This is a genomic window from Microbacterium proteolyticum, assembly GCF_014192415.1.
GTDB lineage: Bacteria > Actinomycetota > Actinomycetes > Actinomycetales > Microbacteriaceae > Microbacterium > Microbacterium proteolyticum.
The window spans coordinates 144,713-161,617 of the sequence record NZ_JACHXY010000002.1; the positions used below are offsets into that span (position 1 = coordinate 144,713).

General features: G+C 70.3%; 15 protein-coding genes. All 15 read right to left on the reverse strand.

All coding sequences use genetic code 11. The features are described 5' to 3' along the window. Positions 1 to 7: 7 nt before the first annotated feature. The 15 genes from FHS07_RS08960 to fmt all read right to left on the reverse strand — a co-directional run bounded on the left by FHS07_RS08960 (position 8) and on the right by fmt (position 16,823). Complete coding sequence (locus tag FHS07_RS08960; protein ID WP_183419581.1) at positions 8 to 1,474, reverse strand: glutamate synthase small subunit; 1,467 nt, start codon at positions 1,472 to 1,474, stop codon at positions 8 to 10. Continuing rightward, a complete protein-coding gene (gene gltB / locus FHS07_RS08965) occupies positions 1,467 to 6,044 on the reverse strand; it encodes a glutamate synthase large subunit (protein WP_221189368.1) in 4,578 nt (1,525 codons plus the stop codon). The genes FHS07_RS08960 and gltB overlap by 8 nt, the downstream gene beginning before the upstream one ends. 52 nt (positions 6,045 to 6,096) lie before the next feature. Further along, entirely contained in the window at positions 6,097 to 7,101 is a 1,005-nt protein-coding gene (gene lgt, locus FHS07_RS08970; RefSeq protein ID WP_183419582.1) for a prolipoprotein diacylglyceryl transferase, read from the reverse strand. Next, the gene (gene trpA, locus FHS07_RS08975; protein ID WP_183419583.1) at positions 7,098 to 7,904 is read right to left on the reverse strand and encodes a tryptophan synthase subunit alpha; all 807 of its coding nucleotides are present in this window, start codon (positions 7,902 to 7,904) and stop codon (positions 7,098 to 7,100) included. Before trpA ends, lgt begins: the two co-directional genes overlap by 4 nt. Beyond that, positions 7,901 to 9,280, reverse strand: a complete 1,380-nt coding sequence (gene trpB / locus FHS07_RS08980; RefSeq protein WP_183419584.1) for a tryptophan synthase subunit beta — start codon at positions 9,278 to 9,280, stop codon at positions 7,901 to 7,903. The genes trpA and trpB overlap by 4 nt, the downstream gene beginning before the upstream one ends. Next, complete coding sequence (gene trpC / locus FHS07_RS08985) at positions 9,277 to 10,053, reverse strand: indole-3-glycerol phosphate synthase TrpC (protein ID WP_183419585.1); 777 nt, start codon at positions 10,051 to 10,053, stop codon at positions 9,277 to 9,279. Before trpC ends, trpB begins: the two co-directional genes overlap by 4 nt. 2 nt (positions 10,054 to 10,055) lie before the next feature. Then, a complete protein-coding gene (locus FHS07_RS08990) occupies positions 10,056 to 10,286 on the reverse strand; it encodes a DUF6704 family protein (RefSeq protein ID WP_183419586.1) in 231 nt (76 codons plus the stop codon). A gap of 275 nt (positions 10,287 to 10,561) precedes the next feature. Further along, on the reverse strand, positions 10,562 to 11,149 hold the full coding sequence (locus tag FHS07_RS08995; RefSeq protein WP_183419587.1) for a Trp biosynthesis-associated membrane protein: 588 nt from the start codon (positions 11,147 to 11,149) through the stop codon (positions 10,562 to 10,564). Next, positions 11,149 to 11,487 (reverse strand): phosphoribosyl-AMP cyclohydrolase, encoded by a 339-nt coding sequence (gene hisI, locus FHS07_RS09000; RefSeq protein ID WP_183419588.1) that lies wholly within the window; start codon positions 11,485 to 11,487, stop codon positions 11,149 to 11,151. Before hisI ends, FHS07_RS08995 begins: the two co-directional genes overlap by 1 nt. Then, positions 11,484 to 12,248, reverse strand: coding sequence for an imidazole glycerol phosphate synthase subunit HisF (hisF, locus tag FHS07_RS09005; protein ID WP_183419589.1), 765 nt, complete (start codon positions 12,246 to 12,248; stop codon positions 11,484 to 11,486). Before hisF ends, hisI begins: the two co-directional genes overlap by 4 nt. Beyond that, positions 12,248 to 13,090, reverse strand: a complete 843-nt coding sequence (gene hisG / locus FHS07_RS09010) for an ATP phosphoribosyltransferase (RefSeq protein ID WP_183419590.1) — start codon at positions 13,088 to 13,090, stop codon at positions 12,248 to 12,250. The genes hisF and hisG overlap by 1 nt, the downstream gene beginning before the upstream one ends. A gap of 46 nt (positions 13,091 to 13,136) precedes the next feature. Beyond that, entirely contained in the window at positions 13,137 to 13,400 is a 264-nt protein-coding gene (locus FHS07_RS09015; RefSeq protein WP_094732978.1) for a phosphoribosyl-ATP diphosphatase, read from the reverse strand. A 263-nt stretch (positions 13,401 to 13,663) separates the two neighbouring features. Next, entirely contained in the window at positions 13,664 to 14,335 is a 672-nt protein-coding gene (gene rpe / locus FHS07_RS09020; protein ID WP_183419591.1) for a ribulose-phosphate 3-epimerase, read from the reverse strand. A 203-nt stretch (positions 14,336 to 14,538) separates the two neighbouring features. Further along, on the reverse strand, positions 14,539 to 15,909 hold the full coding sequence (locus tag FHS07_RS09025) for an RsmB/NOP family class I SAM-dependent RNA methyltransferase (protein WP_183419592.1): 1,371 nt from the start codon (positions 15,907 to 15,909) through the stop codon (positions 14,539 to 14,541). Further along, positions 15,906 to 16,823 carry a methionyl-tRNA formyltransferase gene (gene fmt, locus FHS07_RS09030; RefSeq protein WP_183419593.1) on the reverse strand — a complete coding sequence of 306 codons (918 nt, stop codon included), beginning with the start codon at positions 16,821 to 16,823 and terminating at the stop codon, positions 15,906 to 15,908. The genes FHS07_RS09025 and fmt overlap by 4 nt, the downstream gene beginning before the upstream one ends. Between the last annotated feature and the right edge of the window lie 82 nt (positions 16,824 to 16,905).

The following is a 16,905-nucleotide window of genomic DNA, read 5'->3' on the forward strand; positions in this document are numbered from 1 at the left end:
TGCCAGCTTAGGCGGGCAGGAGGCCGATGGCGACATCGGTGGGGCGCACCGGTGCGGGCAGCACCGTCTCGCCCATGAGGAACGTGTCGACCTCGGCGGCGGCCGCACGGCCCTCGGCGATGGCCCACACGATGAGGGACTGTCCGCGGCCGGCGTCGCCGGCGACGAACACGCCCGGCGTGGTCGTGGCGTAGGTGGCATCGCGTTCGACGTTGCCACGCCCGGTGAACTGCGTGCCGAGCTGATCTTCGAGGTGCTCGCGCTCGGGCCCGGTGAAGCCCATCGCGATGAGCACCAGGTCGGCCGGGATCTCGCGCTCGGTGCCGCTCTTGGGTACGCGGCGGCCGTCGAGGTACTCGGTCTCGGCGACGCGCAGGGCGCGAACTTCGCCCGCGGCATTGCCGAGGAACTCCACGGTGGAGGCGAGGAACGAACGCTCCCCGCCCTCTTCGTGGGCCGAGGCCATCTCGAACAGGTTCGGCATCATCGGCCAGGGCTGCTCGGAAGGACGCTCGGACGGCGGCTGCTTGCCGATCGCGAGGTTCGTCACACTCAGGGCGCCCTGGCGGTGCGCCGTACCGATGCAGTCGGCTCCGGTGTCGCCGCCGCCGATGACGACGACGTGCTTGCCCTCGGCCGAGATCTGCTGGGGGACCTGATCGCCCGCGACCGCCTTGTTGCCCTCGATGAGGTACTCCATGGCGTAGTGCACGCCGTCGAGGTCGCGGCCCGGGATGGCGAGGTCGCGCGGCACGGTGGCGCCGGTGGCCACCACGACGGCGTCGTAGCGCGCCCGCAGGTCGCTCCAGGAGATGTCTTTGCCGATCTCGACACCCGCGCGGAAACGCGTGCCCTCCGCCTGCATCTGGCGCAGGCGCAGCTCGAGGTGGCGCTTCTCCATCTTGAAGTCCGGGATGCCGTAGCGCATCAGCCCGCCGATGCGGTCGTCGCGCTCGAACACCGCCACCGTGTGGCCGGCGCGCGTGAGCTGCTGGGCGGCCGCGAGACCGGCGGGGCCGGAGCCCACGACGGCGACGGTCTTGCCGGTCAGGCGCTCCGGCGGCTCGGGCTCCACCCAGCCGTTGGCGAACGCCTCGTCGATGATCGAGACCTCGACCTGCTTGATCGTCACGGCCGGCTGGTTGATGCCGAGTACGCACGAACTCTCGCACGGGGCAGGGCACAGGCGACCGGTGAACTCGGGGAAGTTGTTCGTCGCGTGCAGACGCTCGATCGCGGCGCGGCCCTCGCCTCGCCAGGTCAGGTCGTTCCACTCCGGGATGAGGTTGCCGAGCGGACACCCCTTGTGGCAGAACGGGATGCCGCAGTCCATGCATCGACCGGCCTGACGGCGGATGACGGCCGAATCTCCCGGCTCGTACACCTCTTTCCAGTCCATGATGCGCACGGGCACCGGTCGACGCTTCGGGAGCTCGCGCTCCGTGGTCTTGAGAAAGCCCTTCGGGTCAGCCACCCGTCACCTCCAGAATGCGCTTCCAGACGACGTCGCCGTCGGGATCGAGTCCCTCCGACACCGCCTCCTGGCGGGTCTGCAGTACCGCGGCGTAGTCGCGTGGCAGCACCCGGACGAAGTTGTCCACCTCGGTCTCGAAGTCGTCGAGCAGACGACGGGCGAGGGTGGAATCGGTCTCCGCGACGTGTTTTGCGAGCAGGTCGCGGAGGATCTCTGCATCCCCCGATCCGAGGGCGCCGAGTTCGAGCTCACCGGATGCCATGGCATCGCGGTTCACAAGGTCACGGTCGAGCTTGTAGACGTAGGCCTGGCCACCCGACATGCCGGCGCCGAGGTTGCGACCCGTGGCGCCCAGGATGACGGCGAGACCACCGGTCATGTACTCGAGCGCGTGGTCGCCCACGCCCTCGACGACCGCCGTGGCACCCGAGTTGCGCACGAGGAAGCGCTCGCCCACGACGCCGTTGAGGAACATCTGCCCCTGCGTGGCGCCGTAGCCGATGACGTTTCCGGCGATGACGTTCTCGGATGCCGCGAACGACGACCCGCGCGGCGGGCGCACCACGATCGTGCCGCCCGACAGGCCCTTGCCGACGTAGTCGTTCGAGTCGCCCTCGAGGCGCAGCGTGATGCCCGCGGGCATGAACGCACCGAACGATTGTCCGGCGGAACCCGTCAGACGCACGTCGATCGAGTTCTCGGGCAGCCCGTGCTCGCCCCGTGCCTTGGTGACGTGGTGGCCGAGCATGGTTCCGACCGCGCGCGCGGTGTTGCGGATCGGCAGGTCGATCGTGAGTTGACCGCCGTGCGCGATGACGTCCTGCGCGCGCTCGATGAGCTGCACGTCGAAGTGGTCCTCGAGCTCGTGGTTCTGGCTGCGGCCATGGCGGCGCGGCTCGTCGTCGGCGAAGCGGGGTCCTTCGAGGATCGGCGCGAGGTTGAGCCCGCGCGCCTTCCAGTGCTGGATCGCCTCGTTGGCGTCGAGCAGCTCGGCGTGGCCGACGATCTCGTCGATGGTGCGGTAGCCGAGGGCGGCGAGGTACTCGCGCACCTCCTGCGCGATGAACTCCATGAAGTTCACGATGTACTCGGCCTTGCCGGTGAAGCGCTGGCGCAGCACGGGGTTCTGCGTCGCGACGCCCACGGGGCACGTGTCGAGGTGGCAGACGCGCATCATGATGCAGCCCGACACCACCAGCGGGGCGGTGGCGAAGCCGAACTCCTCGGCGCCGAGCAGCGCGCCGATGATCACGTCGCGACCGGTCTTCATCTGACCGTCGACCTGCACGACCACGCGGTCGCGCATGCCGTTGAGCATGAGCGTCTGCTGCGTCTCGGCGAGGCCCAGCTCCCACGGGGTGCCCGCGTGCTTGAGCGAGTTCATCGGGCTCGCACCCGTGCCGCCGTCCTGACCGGAGACCAGGATGACGTCACTCAGCGCCTTGGCGACACCGGCGGCGACCGCACCGATACCCGACTGGCTCACCAGCTTGGTGTGGATGCGGGCCGAGGGGTTGGCGCGCTTGAGGTCGAAGATGAGCTGCTTGAGGTCTTCGATCGAGTAGATGTCGTGGTGCGGCGGCGGCGAGATGAGACCGACTCCCGCCGTCGCGTGACGCGTGCGCGCCACCCACGGGTACACCTTGGTCGGGGGCAGCTGACCGCCCTCGCCGGGCTTGGCGCCCTGGGCGAGTTTGATCTGGATGTCGTCGGCCTCGGTGAGGTACAGGCTCGTCACCCCGAAGCGACCGGATGCCACCTGCTTGATGGCGCTACGGCGGGTCGGGTCGAGCAGACGGTCGACGTCTTCTCCGCCCTCACCGGTGTTGCTCTTGCCGCCGATCTGGTTCATCGCCACCGCGAGCACCTCGTGCGCCTCTTTCGAGATCGAGCCGTAGCTCATGGCACCGGTGGAGAAGCGCTTGACGATGGCCGAGACCGGCTCGACCTCGTCGAGCGGCACGGCGGGGCGGGTGCCCGTGCGCAAGCCGAACAGGCCGCGCAGCGTCTTCAGCTCGTGCGCCTGGTCGTCGATGAGCTGCGTGTACTCGCGGAAGATGTCGTATCGGCGCTCGCGCGTGGCGTGCTGCAGCCGGAACACCGTGTCGGGGTTGAACAGGTGGGGGGCGCCGTCGCGGCGCCACTGGTACTCGCCACCGGTCCACAGGCGTTCATGCGCCCGCGCCGCGGCATCCTGCGGGTAGGCGTACGCGTGCCGCGCGGCGTTCTCGGCGGCGATGATGTCGAGTCCGACACCGCCGAGCTTGGATTCGGTGCCGGTGAAGTAGGCCTCGACGAAGTCGCGCGACAGACCCACGGCCTCGAACACCTGGGCGCCGGCGTACGACGAGACCGTCGAGATCCCCATCTTCGACATGATCTTCAGCACGCCCTTGCCGAGCGCGTAGATCAGGTTCTTGACGGCCTTCTCGGGCGTGATGTTGCTGATGAAGCCGGCGCGTACGAGGTACTCGACGGTTTCCATCGCGAGGTACGGGTTGACCGCCGAGGCGCCGTACCCGATGAGGGTGGCGACGTGGTGCACTTCGCGCACGTCGCCCGCCTCGACCACGAGGCCGACCTTCATGCGGGTCTCTTTGCGGATGAGGTGGTGGTGCACAGCCGCGAGCATCAGCAGCGACGGGATCGGCGCCAAGTCCTTGTTGGAGTCGCGGTCGCTGAGCACGATGAACTCGGCCCCGTCTTCGATGGCCGCATCGACCTCGGAGCACATCTGCACGAGGCGCTTCTGCAGCCCCTTGTGACCGGCCTCGACCCGGTACAGGCCGCGGACGGTCACCGACGACCGGCCCGGGAGCGCGGTGTCGATGTGCTGGATCTTCGCGAGCTCGTCGTTGTCGATCACGGGGAAGTCGAGCGTCACCGTGCGGGTGTGGTCGGGTCCCCAGTCGAGGAGGTTGCGCTCGGGCCCGAGGCCCAGCGAGAGCGAGGTGACGACCTCTTCGCGGATGGAGTCCAGCGGCGGGTTGGTGACCTGCGCGAACTGCTGCGAGAAGTAGTCGAACAAGAGGCGGGGGCGGTCGCTCAGCACGGCGACGGGCGCGTCGCTGCCCATGGCGCCGAGCGGCTCGGCGCCGCCCTGACCCATGGGGGTGAGCAGGATGCGCACCTCTTCTTCGGTGTAGCCGAAGGTCCGCTGGCGGCGGGTGATCGAGGCGATGGGGTGCACGATGTGCTCGCGCTCGGGCAGCTCGCTCAGCTTCACGCGACCCTTGTCGACCCATTCGCCCCACGGCTGCAGAGCGGCTAGGTCGGCCTTGATCTCGTCGTCTTCGACGACGCGGCGCTGGGCCGTGTCGACGAGGAACATGCGGCCCGGCTGCAGACGACCGCGGCGCTTGATGCGCTCGGGCGCGAAGTCGAGCACGCCGGTCTCGGAACCGATGACGATGAGACCGTCGGTGGTCTCGGTCCAGCGCCCGGGGCGCAGGCCGTTGCGGTCGAGGGTGGCGCCGACCAGCGTGCCGTCGGTGAAGATGAGGGCGGCGGGGCCGTCCCATGGCTCCATCTGCATGGAGTGGTAGTCGTAGAAGGCGCGCAGGGCGGGGTCTATCGTCGCCTGCTTCTCGTATGCCTCGGGGACCATCATCATGATCGCGTGCGGGAGGCTCCGACCGGTGAGGGTGAGGAGTTCGAGCACCTCGTCGAAGGATGCCGAGTCGCTTGCGCCCTCGGTGCAGATGGGGAGCAGTGGACGCACGTCACCGATCAACTGGGACTCCAGCTGCGACTGGCGGGCGCGCATCCAGTTGCGGTTGCCCTTGACGGTGTTGATCTCGCCGTTGTGCGCGAGCATGCGCAGCGGCTGGGCGAGGGGCCACGACGGGAACGTGTTGGTCGAGTAGCGCGAGTGCACCACGGCGAGCTCGGAGGCGAAACGCTCATCCGAGAGGTCGGGGTAGAACGGCTCGAGCTGGAGGGTCGTGACCATGCCCTTGTAGCCGAGCGTGCGGCTCGACAACGACACGAAGTACGCGTCGATCTCGTGACGCGCGCGCTTGCGCAGGCGGTACACGCGGCGGTCGAGGGCGATGCCCGACAGCGCCGGCTGATCGCCCTCGGCCGGGCGCGCGACGAACAGTTGCTCGAAGGCGGGTCGCGCCTCGTAGGCGAGCTTGCCGAGGTTCTCGTGCTCGACGGGGACCTCGCGCCAGCCGAGGACCTCGAGGTTCTCGTGGCGCGCGATCTCCTCGATGCCGGTCTTCATGGCGGTTCGCTCGTCGTGGCCGAGCGGGAGGAACACCATGCCCGCGGCGTACTCCCCCACCGGGGGCAGATCGAAGTCGACGACGGCACGCAGGAACGCGTCGGGCATCTGCGTCAGGATTCCTGCACCGTCGCCGGTGCCCGCGTCGGAGCCGATGGCGCCGCGGTGCTCGAGATTGCGCAGCGCCGTCAGCGCCAGGTCGATGATGTCGTGACCGGCTTCGCCGCGGAGAGTGGCGACCATGGCGAGGCCACAGGCGTCTTTCTCGAACGACGGGTCGTACATTCCCTGTCGGGCCGGGAATGAGCCTCCGACGGTGTCGGAACGCAGGCTGGAAGCCATATCAACCGTCCTCATGTTGATGCTTCGGATGGGACGACGTCGGCCCAGAGTGTTATTTCGTGGCGGGGCTGCTTGTGGCGCTGGTGCCGACGGTGTCGCTCGTCGCGGGCGGCTCGCTCACGTCGACGAAGTCAGAGGGGTCGCCTGAGTCTACAGCCCCGGGAGCCTTGCCTTCGCGACCGGGCACATACGGCGACGGCTCGAGACCGAGGTGACGACGGGACTGCACGACGAAGATCACGATGCCGAGGAGCACACCGAAGATGGCCGCCCAGACGTTGGTGCGAAGGCCCAGGATGATGTCGCTGGGGTCGATTCGGATGGATTCCCAGACGATTCGGCCCGCCGAGTACCACATGAGGTAGATCGCGAACTGCTTGCCCCACTGCAGGCCGAAGCGCTTCCCGGCCCACAGGATGACCGCGGCGCCGAGCAGGTTCCAGATGACTTCGTAGAGGAAGGTCGGCTGGAAAAGCGTGTCGGATGGCAGTCCGACGGGGATCGCCGGGTTGCCGGCCGAGATCTCGAGGCCCCAGGGCAGGTCGGTGGGCTGGCCGAAGAGCTCCTGGTTGAACCAGTTGCCGAAGCGGCCCATGGCCTGCGCGATGATGAGGCCCGGTGCCACGGCGTCGGCGAAGGTCCAGAACCGGATGCCGGTCCACTTGCATCCGAGGATCGCACCGATGGCGCCACCGATCAGCGCGCCGTAGATGGCGATGCCGCCCTCCCAGATCGCCCACACGGAGCCCGGCTGGGTGATGTTCCAGGGGTTGGATCCGGGGCCGAAGTAGAAGCCGAGGTGCGTGACGACGTGGTAGATGCGCGCCACGACGATGGCCAGCGGCACCGCCAGCAGGCAGATGTCGATGACGACCCACTTCTCTGCCCCCCGACGCGTCAGGCGCGCGTTCGTGAGGAAGACCGCCACGATGATGCCCGCGATGATGCAGAGCGCGTAGAAGTGGATGCGGAGCGGACCGAGATCGACGTAGGAGATCGTCGGGCTCGGGATGCTGGCGAGCACGCCGGAGGCGGCGCTCGAGAGGGCGAACGTCATGCGAACGAGTCTAGGGCGCGCCGCGTCGTGCCTGCGGACAGCTCCCGCGCGAGGTCCGAGAGCCCCTCGACGCCGCCGTCGCGCAGCGCCTTGACCAGAGCGGTGCCGACGATCGCGCCGTCGGCGTAGTCGACGACACCCGCGACCTGCTCGGCGTTGGAGATGCCGATACCCACGCAGGCGTGCTGCGCGCCGAAGGCGCGGAGACGTTCGACGAGCTCGCGGGCTGCGGCATCCAGTTGCGTGCGCTCGCCCGTGATGCCCATGGTCGACACGGTGTAGACGAAGCCCGTGGAGGCTTCGACGATCATCTTCAGGCGCTCGTCGGACGACGTGGGGGCGGCGAGGAACACGCGGTCGAGACCCGTGCGTTCGCTCACGGCGATCCATGCGGCGCCGGCGTCGGGCGTGATGTCGGGGGTGATGAGACCCGCGCCGCCCGCGGCCACGAGCTCATCGGCGTACCGGTCGACGCCGTACTGCTCGACGAGGTTCCAGTACGTCATCACCAGGACCGGCACATCGGTGCGCGCCGTGACCTCGCGGATGATGGTGAACAGGTCGCGCATGCGGAAGCCGTTGGCGAGCGCCGTCTGCGTGGCCTCCTGGATCACCAGGCCGTCCATCACCGGGTCGCTGTAGGGCGGGCCGAGTTCGATCACGTCGGCACCGGCCTCGGCCAGGGCGACGGCGGCGTCGATGCTCGTCTGCACGTCGGGGAAGCCGGCGGGCAGGTAGCCCACGAACGCCCCGCGACCCTGAGCGCGGGCGGCGTCGATGGCGGCGGAGACGCGCGAGGTCACAGTTCGACCCCCGCACCGCTCGCGGCGTCGGGCGCGGCTGTCACGTCGACCGGTGAGCCGGGGGCGGATGCCACGGCCTCGGCCGCGCGCGTCTGCGCGGGGCCGTCCGCCTGCTCCGACGCGTGCTCGGCGTCGTAGAGGTCGAAGTAGCGCGCCGCGGTGTCCATGTCTTTGTCGCCGCGACCCGAGAGGTTGATGGCGATCACGGCATCCGGACCCATCTCGCGTCCGACGCGCAGGGCGCCGGCGAGGGCGTGCGCCGACTCGATCGCGGGGATGATGCCCTCGGTGCGCGACAGCAGGCGCAGGGCCTGCATCGCCTCGTCGTCGGTGGCGGGGATGTACTTCGCGCGGCCCAGGTCGGCGAGCCAGGCGTGCTCGGGGCCGACGCCGGGGTAGTCCAGGCCCGCCGAGATCGAGTGCGACTCGGTGGTCTGTCCGTCTTCGTCCTGCAGCACGTACGTGCGGGCGCCGTGCAGCACACCGGGGCGACCGCGACCGATGGATGCCGCGTGCTTGGGGGTGTCGACGCCATCGCCGGCGGCCTCGACGCCGTAGAGAGCGACGCCCTCGTCGTCGAGGAACGCGTCGAACATGCCGATGGCGTTGGAGCCGCCGCCGACGCACGCGAAGACGGCATCCGGGAGGCGGTCGAGACGTTCGAGGAACTCGGCGCGCGTCTCTTCGCCGATGATCTTCTGGAAGTCGCGCACCATCGCCGGGAAGGGGTGGGGGCCGGCCGCGGTGCCGAAGATGTAGTTCGTCGTCTCGACCGAGGCGACCCAGTCGCGGTACGCCTCGTTGATCGCGTCTTTCAAGGTGCGGGAGCCGGTCGTGACGGGCACGACCTCGGCGCCGAGCAGACGCATGCGTGCGACGTTCAGCGCCTGGCGCTCGGTGTCGACCTCGCCCATGTAGACCACGCAGTCGAGGCCGAAGAGTGCGGCCGCGGTGGCTGTCGCGACCCCGTGCTGACCGGCGCCGGTCTCGGCGATCACGCGCGTCTTGCCCAGGCGCTTGGTGAGCAGCGCCTGCCCGAGCACGTTGTTGATCTTGTGCGATCCGGTGTGGTTCAGGTCTTCGCGCTTGAGGAACACCCGGGCGCCGCCCGCGTGCTCGGCGAACCGCGGCACCTCGGTGAGCACCGAGGGGCGGCCCGCGTAGTCGTGCAGCAGGGCGCGCAGCTCGGCGTGGAAGGTCGGGTCGGCCATCGCCGACTCGTAGACCTCGGTGAGCTCGTCGATGGCGGCGATGAGCGACTCGGGCATGAAGCGGCCGCCGAAGTCGCCGAAGAACGGCCCCTTCTGGTCGCGCAGGCTCGCGGACCGGTCGCCCGGCTCGTGGTCGCTCGGTGCGTGGTCACGAACGGTGGTCATGAGGTCTCCTGGAGGAACGCGCGAAGGGTGGCGACGGGGTCGCCGGTCACGAGGGCCTCGCCCACGAGGACCACATCGGCACCCGCGGCTCGGTAGTGGGCGACGTCGGCGGGGGTGAGCACGGCGGATTCGGCGATCTTCACGGCATCGGCCGGGAAGCGGTCGGCGAGCGAGCCGAACAGATCGCGGTCGAGCTCGAACGTGGAGAGGTTGCGGGCGTTGACGCCGATGAGCTTCGCGCCGATGTCGGCGGCGCGTTCGAGTTCTTCCGCCGAGTGCGTCTCGACGAGGGCCGTCATGCCGAGTTCGTTCGTCAGGGCGAACAGCTCGGAGAGCGTCTTCTGGTCGAGAGCGGCGACGATCAAGAGCACGAGGTCGGCGCCGGATGCGCGGGCTTCGAGCACCTGGTAGGGCGTGGCGAGGAAGTCCTTGCGTAGCACGGGTACGCCCACGGCCGCGCGGACGGCCTCGAGGTCGGCAAGACTGCCCTTGAACTTGCGACCCTCGGTGAGCACCGAGATGGCCGACGCTCCGCCCTCTTCGTAGAGGCGCGCCTGGCGTGCCGGGTCGGGGATGGCGGCGAGGTCGCCGCGCGAAGGGCTCGCGCGCTTGACCTCGGCGATGATCTTCACCCGATCGGCGGGGGCGAGCATCGCCAGGGCGTCGCGTGCCGGCGACTGCGCGATCGCGTCGCGCTCGACGTCGGCGAGCGTACGCGACGCAGCGCGCTGCTCGGCATCTTCAACCGCTCCGGCCGTCAGATCGGCCAGCACGGTCAGTGCGCCTTCGGGTTGGACTTCGCGCCGCCCGCGCCGTAACCGGCCTTGGTCATGCCCCAGCCCACGATCGCACCGACGACCAGCAGACCCACGGAGGCCCACACCATCACGGGCATATCGAGCCAGAAGAACAGGGTGCCGAGCGTGAACGCGACGAGCATGATGATCACGGCCGTCCAGGCGGCGGGCGAGTGTCCGTGGCCGGGGTCACCGATGGGGTTGCTCATGGGGCTCCTAACAGTCGCGCGCGGGCGCGGGGAAAAGCGTCGGCCCAGTCTATCGAAGCGCGAGGCGGGTCCCGGCGTCGACGTCTCGATGTCGCAGGGTCTTCGGCCGTGACGGTGTCGGGCCGCCGCCACCGCATCCGTCGACAAACGCGATCGACGCGAAGAAACGCCCCGTCACGTCGTTTCTTCCACGCGAAGGCGTTTCTGCGCGGCGCGATCGAGGGATGCCACGGCGCTCCTGTCGCGACACGGCGTAGGGCCGCGACCCGGAACGGTCAGGCCGTCGGGTCGTCGCCGCGGGAGAGGTCGTCCCACGAATCGATCGCGTCGTGGGGGCGACCGGTGTCGGTGCCGGCCTCGGTCGCCGTGCGGTACTTGCGACTCGCTCCCGATGCCCAGCGACGGGCGGTGACGAGGGTGAAGACCGCGGCGGCGAACAGCACGACCTGCGCGAGCAGCGTGATCACCGGCCACGGCGTCAGTGAGAACCCCGTGACGAGGGAGGCCACGGCATCCGTTCCCGAGATGCCGGTGGCCTCGGTGACGGTCGAGGCCGCGGCGGCGACCGGGCGGGCGATCAGCAGCTGCGCCGCGCCCAATCCCACCAGCGCCGCGATCAGCGCGCCGAGAACGCCGAACACGTAGCGCAGCACGGGGCCGACGATCGACAGGGCGGCGCCCAGCGCGAGCGCGGCCAGGCTGAGCGGGGTGAGGATCGGCAGTGCCTCGGCGCCGGCGACGGCGAGGGTTTGCTGCGCGCCGTCGTCGAGGGTGACGTCGATCCACGTCTGGGTCGACGCGATCACGCCCATCGCTCCGGCGACCAGCATCGCGAGGACCGCCGTGGAGCGGGCGCGCCGCATCAGTGCTCCCCCACGACCGGGTGCAGGTCGTCGGCGTCGAAGCAGGTGTGATCGCCGGTGTGGCAGGCGGCGCCGATCTGGTCGACTTCGATCAGCAGTGTGTCGCCATCGCAGTCGAGGCGTGCCCCCTTCACCAGCTGGATGTGGCCCGAGGTGTCGCCCTTGCGCCAGTACTCCTGACGCGAGCGCGACCAGAACGTCACGCGGCCGGTGGTGAGCGTGCGGTTCAGGGCTTCGGCATCCATCCATCCGACCATCAGCACCTCGCGCGAGTCGAACTGCTGGATCACGGCGGCCACGAGTCCGTCGGCGTCGTACTTCACACGGTCGATGCTCATCGGCGCACCTCGATCCCCTCGGCGGCCATGGCGTCCTTGACCTGCCCCACGGTCAGCTGACCGGAGTGGAAGACGGATGCCGCGAGCACCGCGTCGGCGCCGGCCTGCACGGCCGGGGCGAAGTGGCCGAGTTCTCCTGCGCCGCCCGACGCGATGACCGGGACCGCCGCGACCTGGCGCATGAGGCGGACGAGTTCGAGGTCGAAGCCCTGCTTCGTGCCGTCGGCGTCGATCGAGTTGACCAGCAGCTCCCCCGCGCCGCGCTCGACCGCCTCGCGCGCCCACTCGAGGGCGTCGAGGGTCGTCTCGGTGCGTCCTCCGTGGGTGGTCACGACGAAGCCGGACGGGGTGGATGCCGCGCGCTTCACGTCGAGCGAGAGCACGATGACCTGCGCGCCGAACCGGTCGGCGATCTCGTCGATCAGGTCGGGGCGGGCGATCGCGGCCGAATTCACACCGATCTTGTCGGCGCCGACGGCGAGCAGGCGGGCGACGTCGTCGGCGGAGCGCACTCCCCCGCCGACCGTCAGTGGGATGAAGACCTGCTCGGCGGTGCGGCGCACGACGTCGTAGGTCGTCGCACGCTCGTCGACGGTGGCGGTGACGTCGAGGAAGGTGACCTCGTCGGCGCCCTGGTCGAAGTAGAGCTTGGCGAGCTCGACCGGATCACCCATGTCGCGCAGGTCGAGGAAGTTGACGCCCTTGACCACGCGGCCGGCCGCGACGTCGAGGCAGGGGATGACGCGACGCGCGAGGGTCATCAGAGCCTCGCGGCGAGGATCTCGGTGACGAGGATCGCGCGCGCCCCGATCGCGTAGAGCGCGTCCATGACCTGGTTGACGTCGCGGCGCGGGCTCATGACGCGCACGGCCACCCATTCGGGGTCGCGCAGCGGCGAGATCGTCGGCGACTCCAAGCCCGGGGCCACCGCGACCGCCTGCTCCACGAGGGCAGCGGGCAGGTCGTAGTCGATGAGCACGTACTTGCGGGCGGCGAGGACACCGCGCAGACGCCGCAGCAGCGTCTCGGTGCCCTCGACCTCCTGCGGGCCGGCGATGAGCACGGCATCGGACTCGAGCAGGACGGGCCCGAAGATCTCGAGCCCCGCCTGACGGAGCGTGGTGCCCGTGGAGACGACGTCGGCCACGGCATCCGCCACCCCGAGCTGGACGGCGGACTCGACCGCGCCGTCGAGCGGCACGATGTCGACCGCGATGCCGCGCTCGTCGAGGAATGCATCGACCAGTCCCGGGTAAGCGGTGGCGACCCGCAGGCCCTCGAGGTCGTGGATGCCGGTGAAACGGCCCGGGCGACCGGCGAAGCGGAACGTCGAGCCGGCGAAGCCGAGCGACTCGACCTCGCGGGCGCCCGGCATGCGGGCGTCCAGCAGCAGGTCGCGGCCGGTGATGCCGACATCCAGCGCGCCGGACCCGACGTAGGTCGCGATGTCGCGGGGGCGGAGGTAGAAGAACTCGACCTCGTTCACGGGGTCGACGGTGTACAGGTCTTTCGAGTCGCGTCGTCCGGTGTACCCGGCCTCCGAGAGCATCTCGGCGGCGGTCTCGGCGAGCGACCCCTTGTTCGGCACGGCGATTCGCAGCATGACGGGTGCTTTCGTGTGGGGTGAGCTGTGGGAGGAGGGGCGGGGCTCAGAGATGTCGGTAGACGTCTTCGAGCGACAGACCCTTCGCCAGCATGAGCGTCTGCAGGTGGTACAGCAGCTGCGAGATCTCTTCGGCGGCGGCCTCGTCGGACTCGTATTCAGCGGCCATCCACACCTCGGCGGCTTCTTCGACGATCTTCTTGCCGATGGCGTGCACGCCCGCGTCGAGCTGCGCGACGGTGCCGGACCCCTCGGGTCGCTCGACGGCCTTGGCGCTGAGTTCCGCGAACAGGTCGTCGAAGGTCTTCACGGTTCCAGGATATCGGGTCGGCGAGGGTGGGGCTGTCCGAGGCGTTCGGAGGCGTGTGGTCCCGGGTGGCTGAGCGTTCGGGGCCAGGCCGACCGCGTCGCGGGTGCGGCCTGCACCGACGTCGCGCACGGGCGCGAGGTCGCGGCATCCGTGTCGCCTTGTGGTTGCCGTGTGTCGCCTTGTGGTGAGAAACGCGATTCGTGCGTGGAAACGCCGTGTCGGGGCGTTTCTTCGGGTGGATTCCGTTTCTCGCGGGGCGCAGGTCAGTGACGGTGGCGGGAGGCCGTGGCGCGCAGCGACAGGATGGCCGCGTCGGGGTCGTCGGCGCCGAAGACCGCGGATCCGGCGACGAAGGTGTCGGCCCCCGCCTCGGCGGCCTGGGCGATCGTGGATTCGCCGATGCCGCCGTCGACCTGCAGCCAGACGCTCGAGCCGCGGCGCTTGGCTTCGTCGGCGAGTGCGCGGAGCTTGGGCATGGTCTCGGGCATGAACGATTGCCCGCCGAAGCCGGGCTCCACGGTCATGACGAGGATCTGGTCGAACTCGTTGAGCGAGTCGAAGAGGTTCTCCACGGGCGTGCCGGGCTTCACGGCGACGCCGGCGCGTGCACCGATCGAGCGCAGTCGGCGCGCGAGGGCGATCGGGGATGCCGCGGCCTCGAGGTGGAAGGTGACGGATGCCGCCCCGAGCTCGGCGTAGGCCGGAGCCCAGCGGTCGGGGTCGTCGATCATCAGGTGCACGTCGAGGGGCACCGGGCTCGTCTCCTGGATGCGCCCCACCATCTGCGGCCCGAACGTGAGGTTGGGCACGAAGTGGTTGTCCATGACGTCGACGTGCACGAAGTCGGCACCCGCGATGCGCGCGAGCTCGGCCTCCATGTTCACGAAGTCGGCGGCGAGGATGCTCGGGTTGATGCGGGAGGCGTCGGTAGGCACCCGACCATTATGTGCGGGCGGTGCGCTCGCACCGCCGCCGCGCTCCCCTGCGTCGTCCTGTCGAGTGTCCAGGACGCGCCGTTCGACGGGCCTCTCGCTCGGCGTGTCCTGGACACTCGACGAGCTGGACGGGAACGGCCGCGCCCGGGCCTGTCCGCGCACGGCGGGCCGGGCCTCCCCGCCTGCGCCGGGCGAGCGGCCGATCAGCGCTTGCGCAGCAGGGCGATCGACATCGCGTCGGTGCCGTGGCGGTGGGGCCAGAGCTGCGCGCGGAGGGAGCCGTCGGCCTGGTCGGGCAGGTCGATCTCGTCCACGGCCACCGAACGCACGACCGCGCGGGCATCGAGTTCTTCGACCTCGTCGCCGAGCTCGCGCTTGACCTCGGCGAGCACACCCGAGGTCTCGGCCAGATGCGGCGAGCACGTCACGTAGGCGACGACACCGCCGGGCGTCAACGCCTCGAAGGCCGCGAGCACCAGGTCCTGCTGCAGGGCCGTGAGGTCGGGGACGTCGGCCGGGGTCTTGCGCCAGCGTGCCTCCGGTCGGCGGCGCAGCGCTCCGATGCCGGTGCACGGGGCGTCGACGAGGATGCGGTCGTACTGCCCCGGCATCCGGGCCGCGCGCTCCCGCCCGTCCTCCTCGCTCACCTCCACCTCGAGGGGCACGGATGCCACGGCCTGTCGCACCAGCCCGGCGCGCGCCGGTGCGATCTCGTTGGCATCCAGCGTCGCGCCGTGCGCGAGGGCTTCGGCTGCGAGCAGGGCGGTCTTGCCGCCGGGGCCGGCGCACAGGTCGAGCCAGCGTTCCCCCGCGCGCACCGGGAGGGCGCGGCTCAGGGCGAGTGCGGCGAGTTGCGACCCCTCGTCCTGCACGCGGAGGCGGCCCCCGGAGGCGCGGATGAGACCCTCGGGGTCTCCGCCGCGGGTGGTGAACGCGGTGGGGGCGAATCGGGTGGATGCGGCGTCCTCGGGCACCTCGGCGAGTCCGGGGAGGGCGATCATGGCCACGCGCGGGGCGATGTTGTCTGACTCGAGCAGAGCGGTGAGCTCGTCGGCGCGGCCCTCGGCGGTGAGTGCGCGGCGGAGGGCGCGCACGATCCACACCGGGTGCGAGGTGGTCAGTCCGATGCGCTCGTCGTCACTGCGCGCGGCGGCGGCGATGCGGTCCATCCACTGGCCGGGCGTGTCGCGCGAGACACGGCGCAGCACGGCGTTGGCGAACCCCGCCGCGCCTTTCCCCCCGCCGTGCCGACGGGCGAGTTCGACGGACTCGTTGACCGCGGCGTGCGAGGCGACGCGGGTGGACAGCAGCTGGTGCACCCCGAGGCGGAGCGCGTCGAGCACGTTCGGGTCGATGCGATCGACGGTGCGGTCGGCCGCGGCGGCGATGATGGCGTCGTACGTTCCCCGCCGGCGCAGGGTGCCGTAGGTCAGTTCCGTCGCGAGACCGGCGTCTTTGGCATCCAGTCTCGCCCGCACGATCGCGTGCGGCAGCAGAAGGTTGGCGTACGCCTCGTCGCCGGAGACGGCGCGGAGGACCTCGTAGGCGACGGTGCGCGCTCCCTGGACGCTCATGCGCCGAGCACCGGTTCGTCGGTGCGAAGACCTCGGAACCAGTCGCCGGCGGCCATCGCCCCCTTACCCGCGGGCTGGACGGTCTCCAGGCGCAGGGGCCCCGTACCGGTACCGACGATCACGTCCTTTCCGGATGCCGTGACCCGGCCGGGAGTGAGCGGCGGCGCCTCGGCGGGAGCTGCGCGCAGCACCTTGAAGCGGGCGCCGTCGAGGGTGGTGTGGGCTCCGGGTTCGGGCGTGACGCCGGCGATGCGGTGGAGGAGGGTCTCGGCATCCTGGGTGAAGTCGAGAGCGCCGTCTTCGAGTGTGAGTTTGGGGGCGAGGGTCGGTTCGCCCCGCTGCGGTGTCGCGGCCGCCGTGCCGTCGGCGATGCCGTCGACCACGCGCGCGAGCACGGGAGAGCCGATCTCGGCAAGCGCGTCGAGAACATCGGCGGTCGTCGCGCCGGGGGGCACCTCGTAGCGCTCCTCGGCGAAGACGTCTCCGGCGTCGAGAGCGGCGACCAGCTGGAAGACGCTGGCGCCGGTCACGGTGTCACCGGCGATGAGGGCGCGCTGCACGGGCGCGGCGCCGCGCCAGCGTGGCAGGAGGGAGAAGTGCAGGTTGATCCATCCGTGCGCGGGGGCCGACAGCAGCGGCTCGCGGACCAGTCCGCCGTAGGCCACGATCACGCCGAGGTCGGGCTCGAGTGCGGTGATCTGCGCGGTCGCGCCGGCGTCGAGGCGGTCGGCCTTGATGATCGGGATGCCGAGGTCGCCGGCAGCCTGGGCGACCGGCGACGGCGTGAGCACGCGCTTTCGTCCGAGCGGGGCGTCGCTGCGGGTCACGACCCCGACGATCTCGTGCGGGCCGGCGGCCAGGGCGCGGAGGGAGGGGACGGCGACGGCGGGAGTGCCGGCGAAGACGAGGCGCATGGTTCTCCTCAGGCGATTCGGGGCAGGGGGATGTGGGCGGGTGCATCGACACGGACGACGGTGGCGTTCGACAGACGGTGCG

Excerpts from the sequence above, each read along its gene's own strand:
- gltB (WP_221189368.1), bottom strand. The coding sequence starts at position 6,044 with ATGGCTTCCAGCCTGCGTTCCGACACCGTCGGAGGCTCATTCCCGGCC.
- lgt (WP_183419582.1), bottom strand. The coding sequence starts at position 7,101 with ATGACGTTCGCCCTCTCGAGCGCCGCCTCCGGCGTGCTCGCCAGCATC.
- trpB (WP_183419584.1), bottom strand. The coding sequence starts at position 9,280 with ATGACCACCGTTCGTGACCACGCACCGAGCGACCACGAGCCGGGCGAC.
- FHS07_RS08990 (WP_183419586.1), bottom strand. The coding sequence starts at position 10,286 with ATGAGCAACCCCATCGGTGACCCCGGCCACGGACACTCGCCCGCCGCC.
- FHS07_RS08995 (WP_183419587.1), bottom strand. The coding sequence starts at position 11,149 with ATGCGGCGCGCCCGCTCCACGGCGGTCCTCGCGATGCTGGTCGCCGGA.
- hisI (WP_183419588.1), bottom strand. The coding sequence starts at position 11,487 with ATGAGCATCGACCGTGTGAAGTACGACGCCGACGGACTCGTGGCCGCC.
- hisF (WP_183419589.1), bottom strand. The coding sequence starts at position 12,248 with ATGACCCTCGCGCGTCGCGTCATCCCCTGCCTCGACGTCGCGGCCGGC.
- hisG (WP_183419590.1), bottom strand. The coding sequence starts at position 13,090 with ATGCTGCGAATCGCCGTGCCGAACAAGGGGTCGCTCGCCGAGACCGCC.
- FHS07_RS09025 (WP_183419592.1), bottom strand. The coding sequence starts at position 15,909 with ATGAGCGTCCAGGGAGCGCGCACCGTCGCCTACGAGGTCCTCCGCGCC.
- fmt (WP_183419593.1), bottom strand. The coding sequence starts at position 16,823 with ATGCGCCTCGTCTTCGCCGGCACTCCCGCCGTCGCCGTCCCCTCCCTC.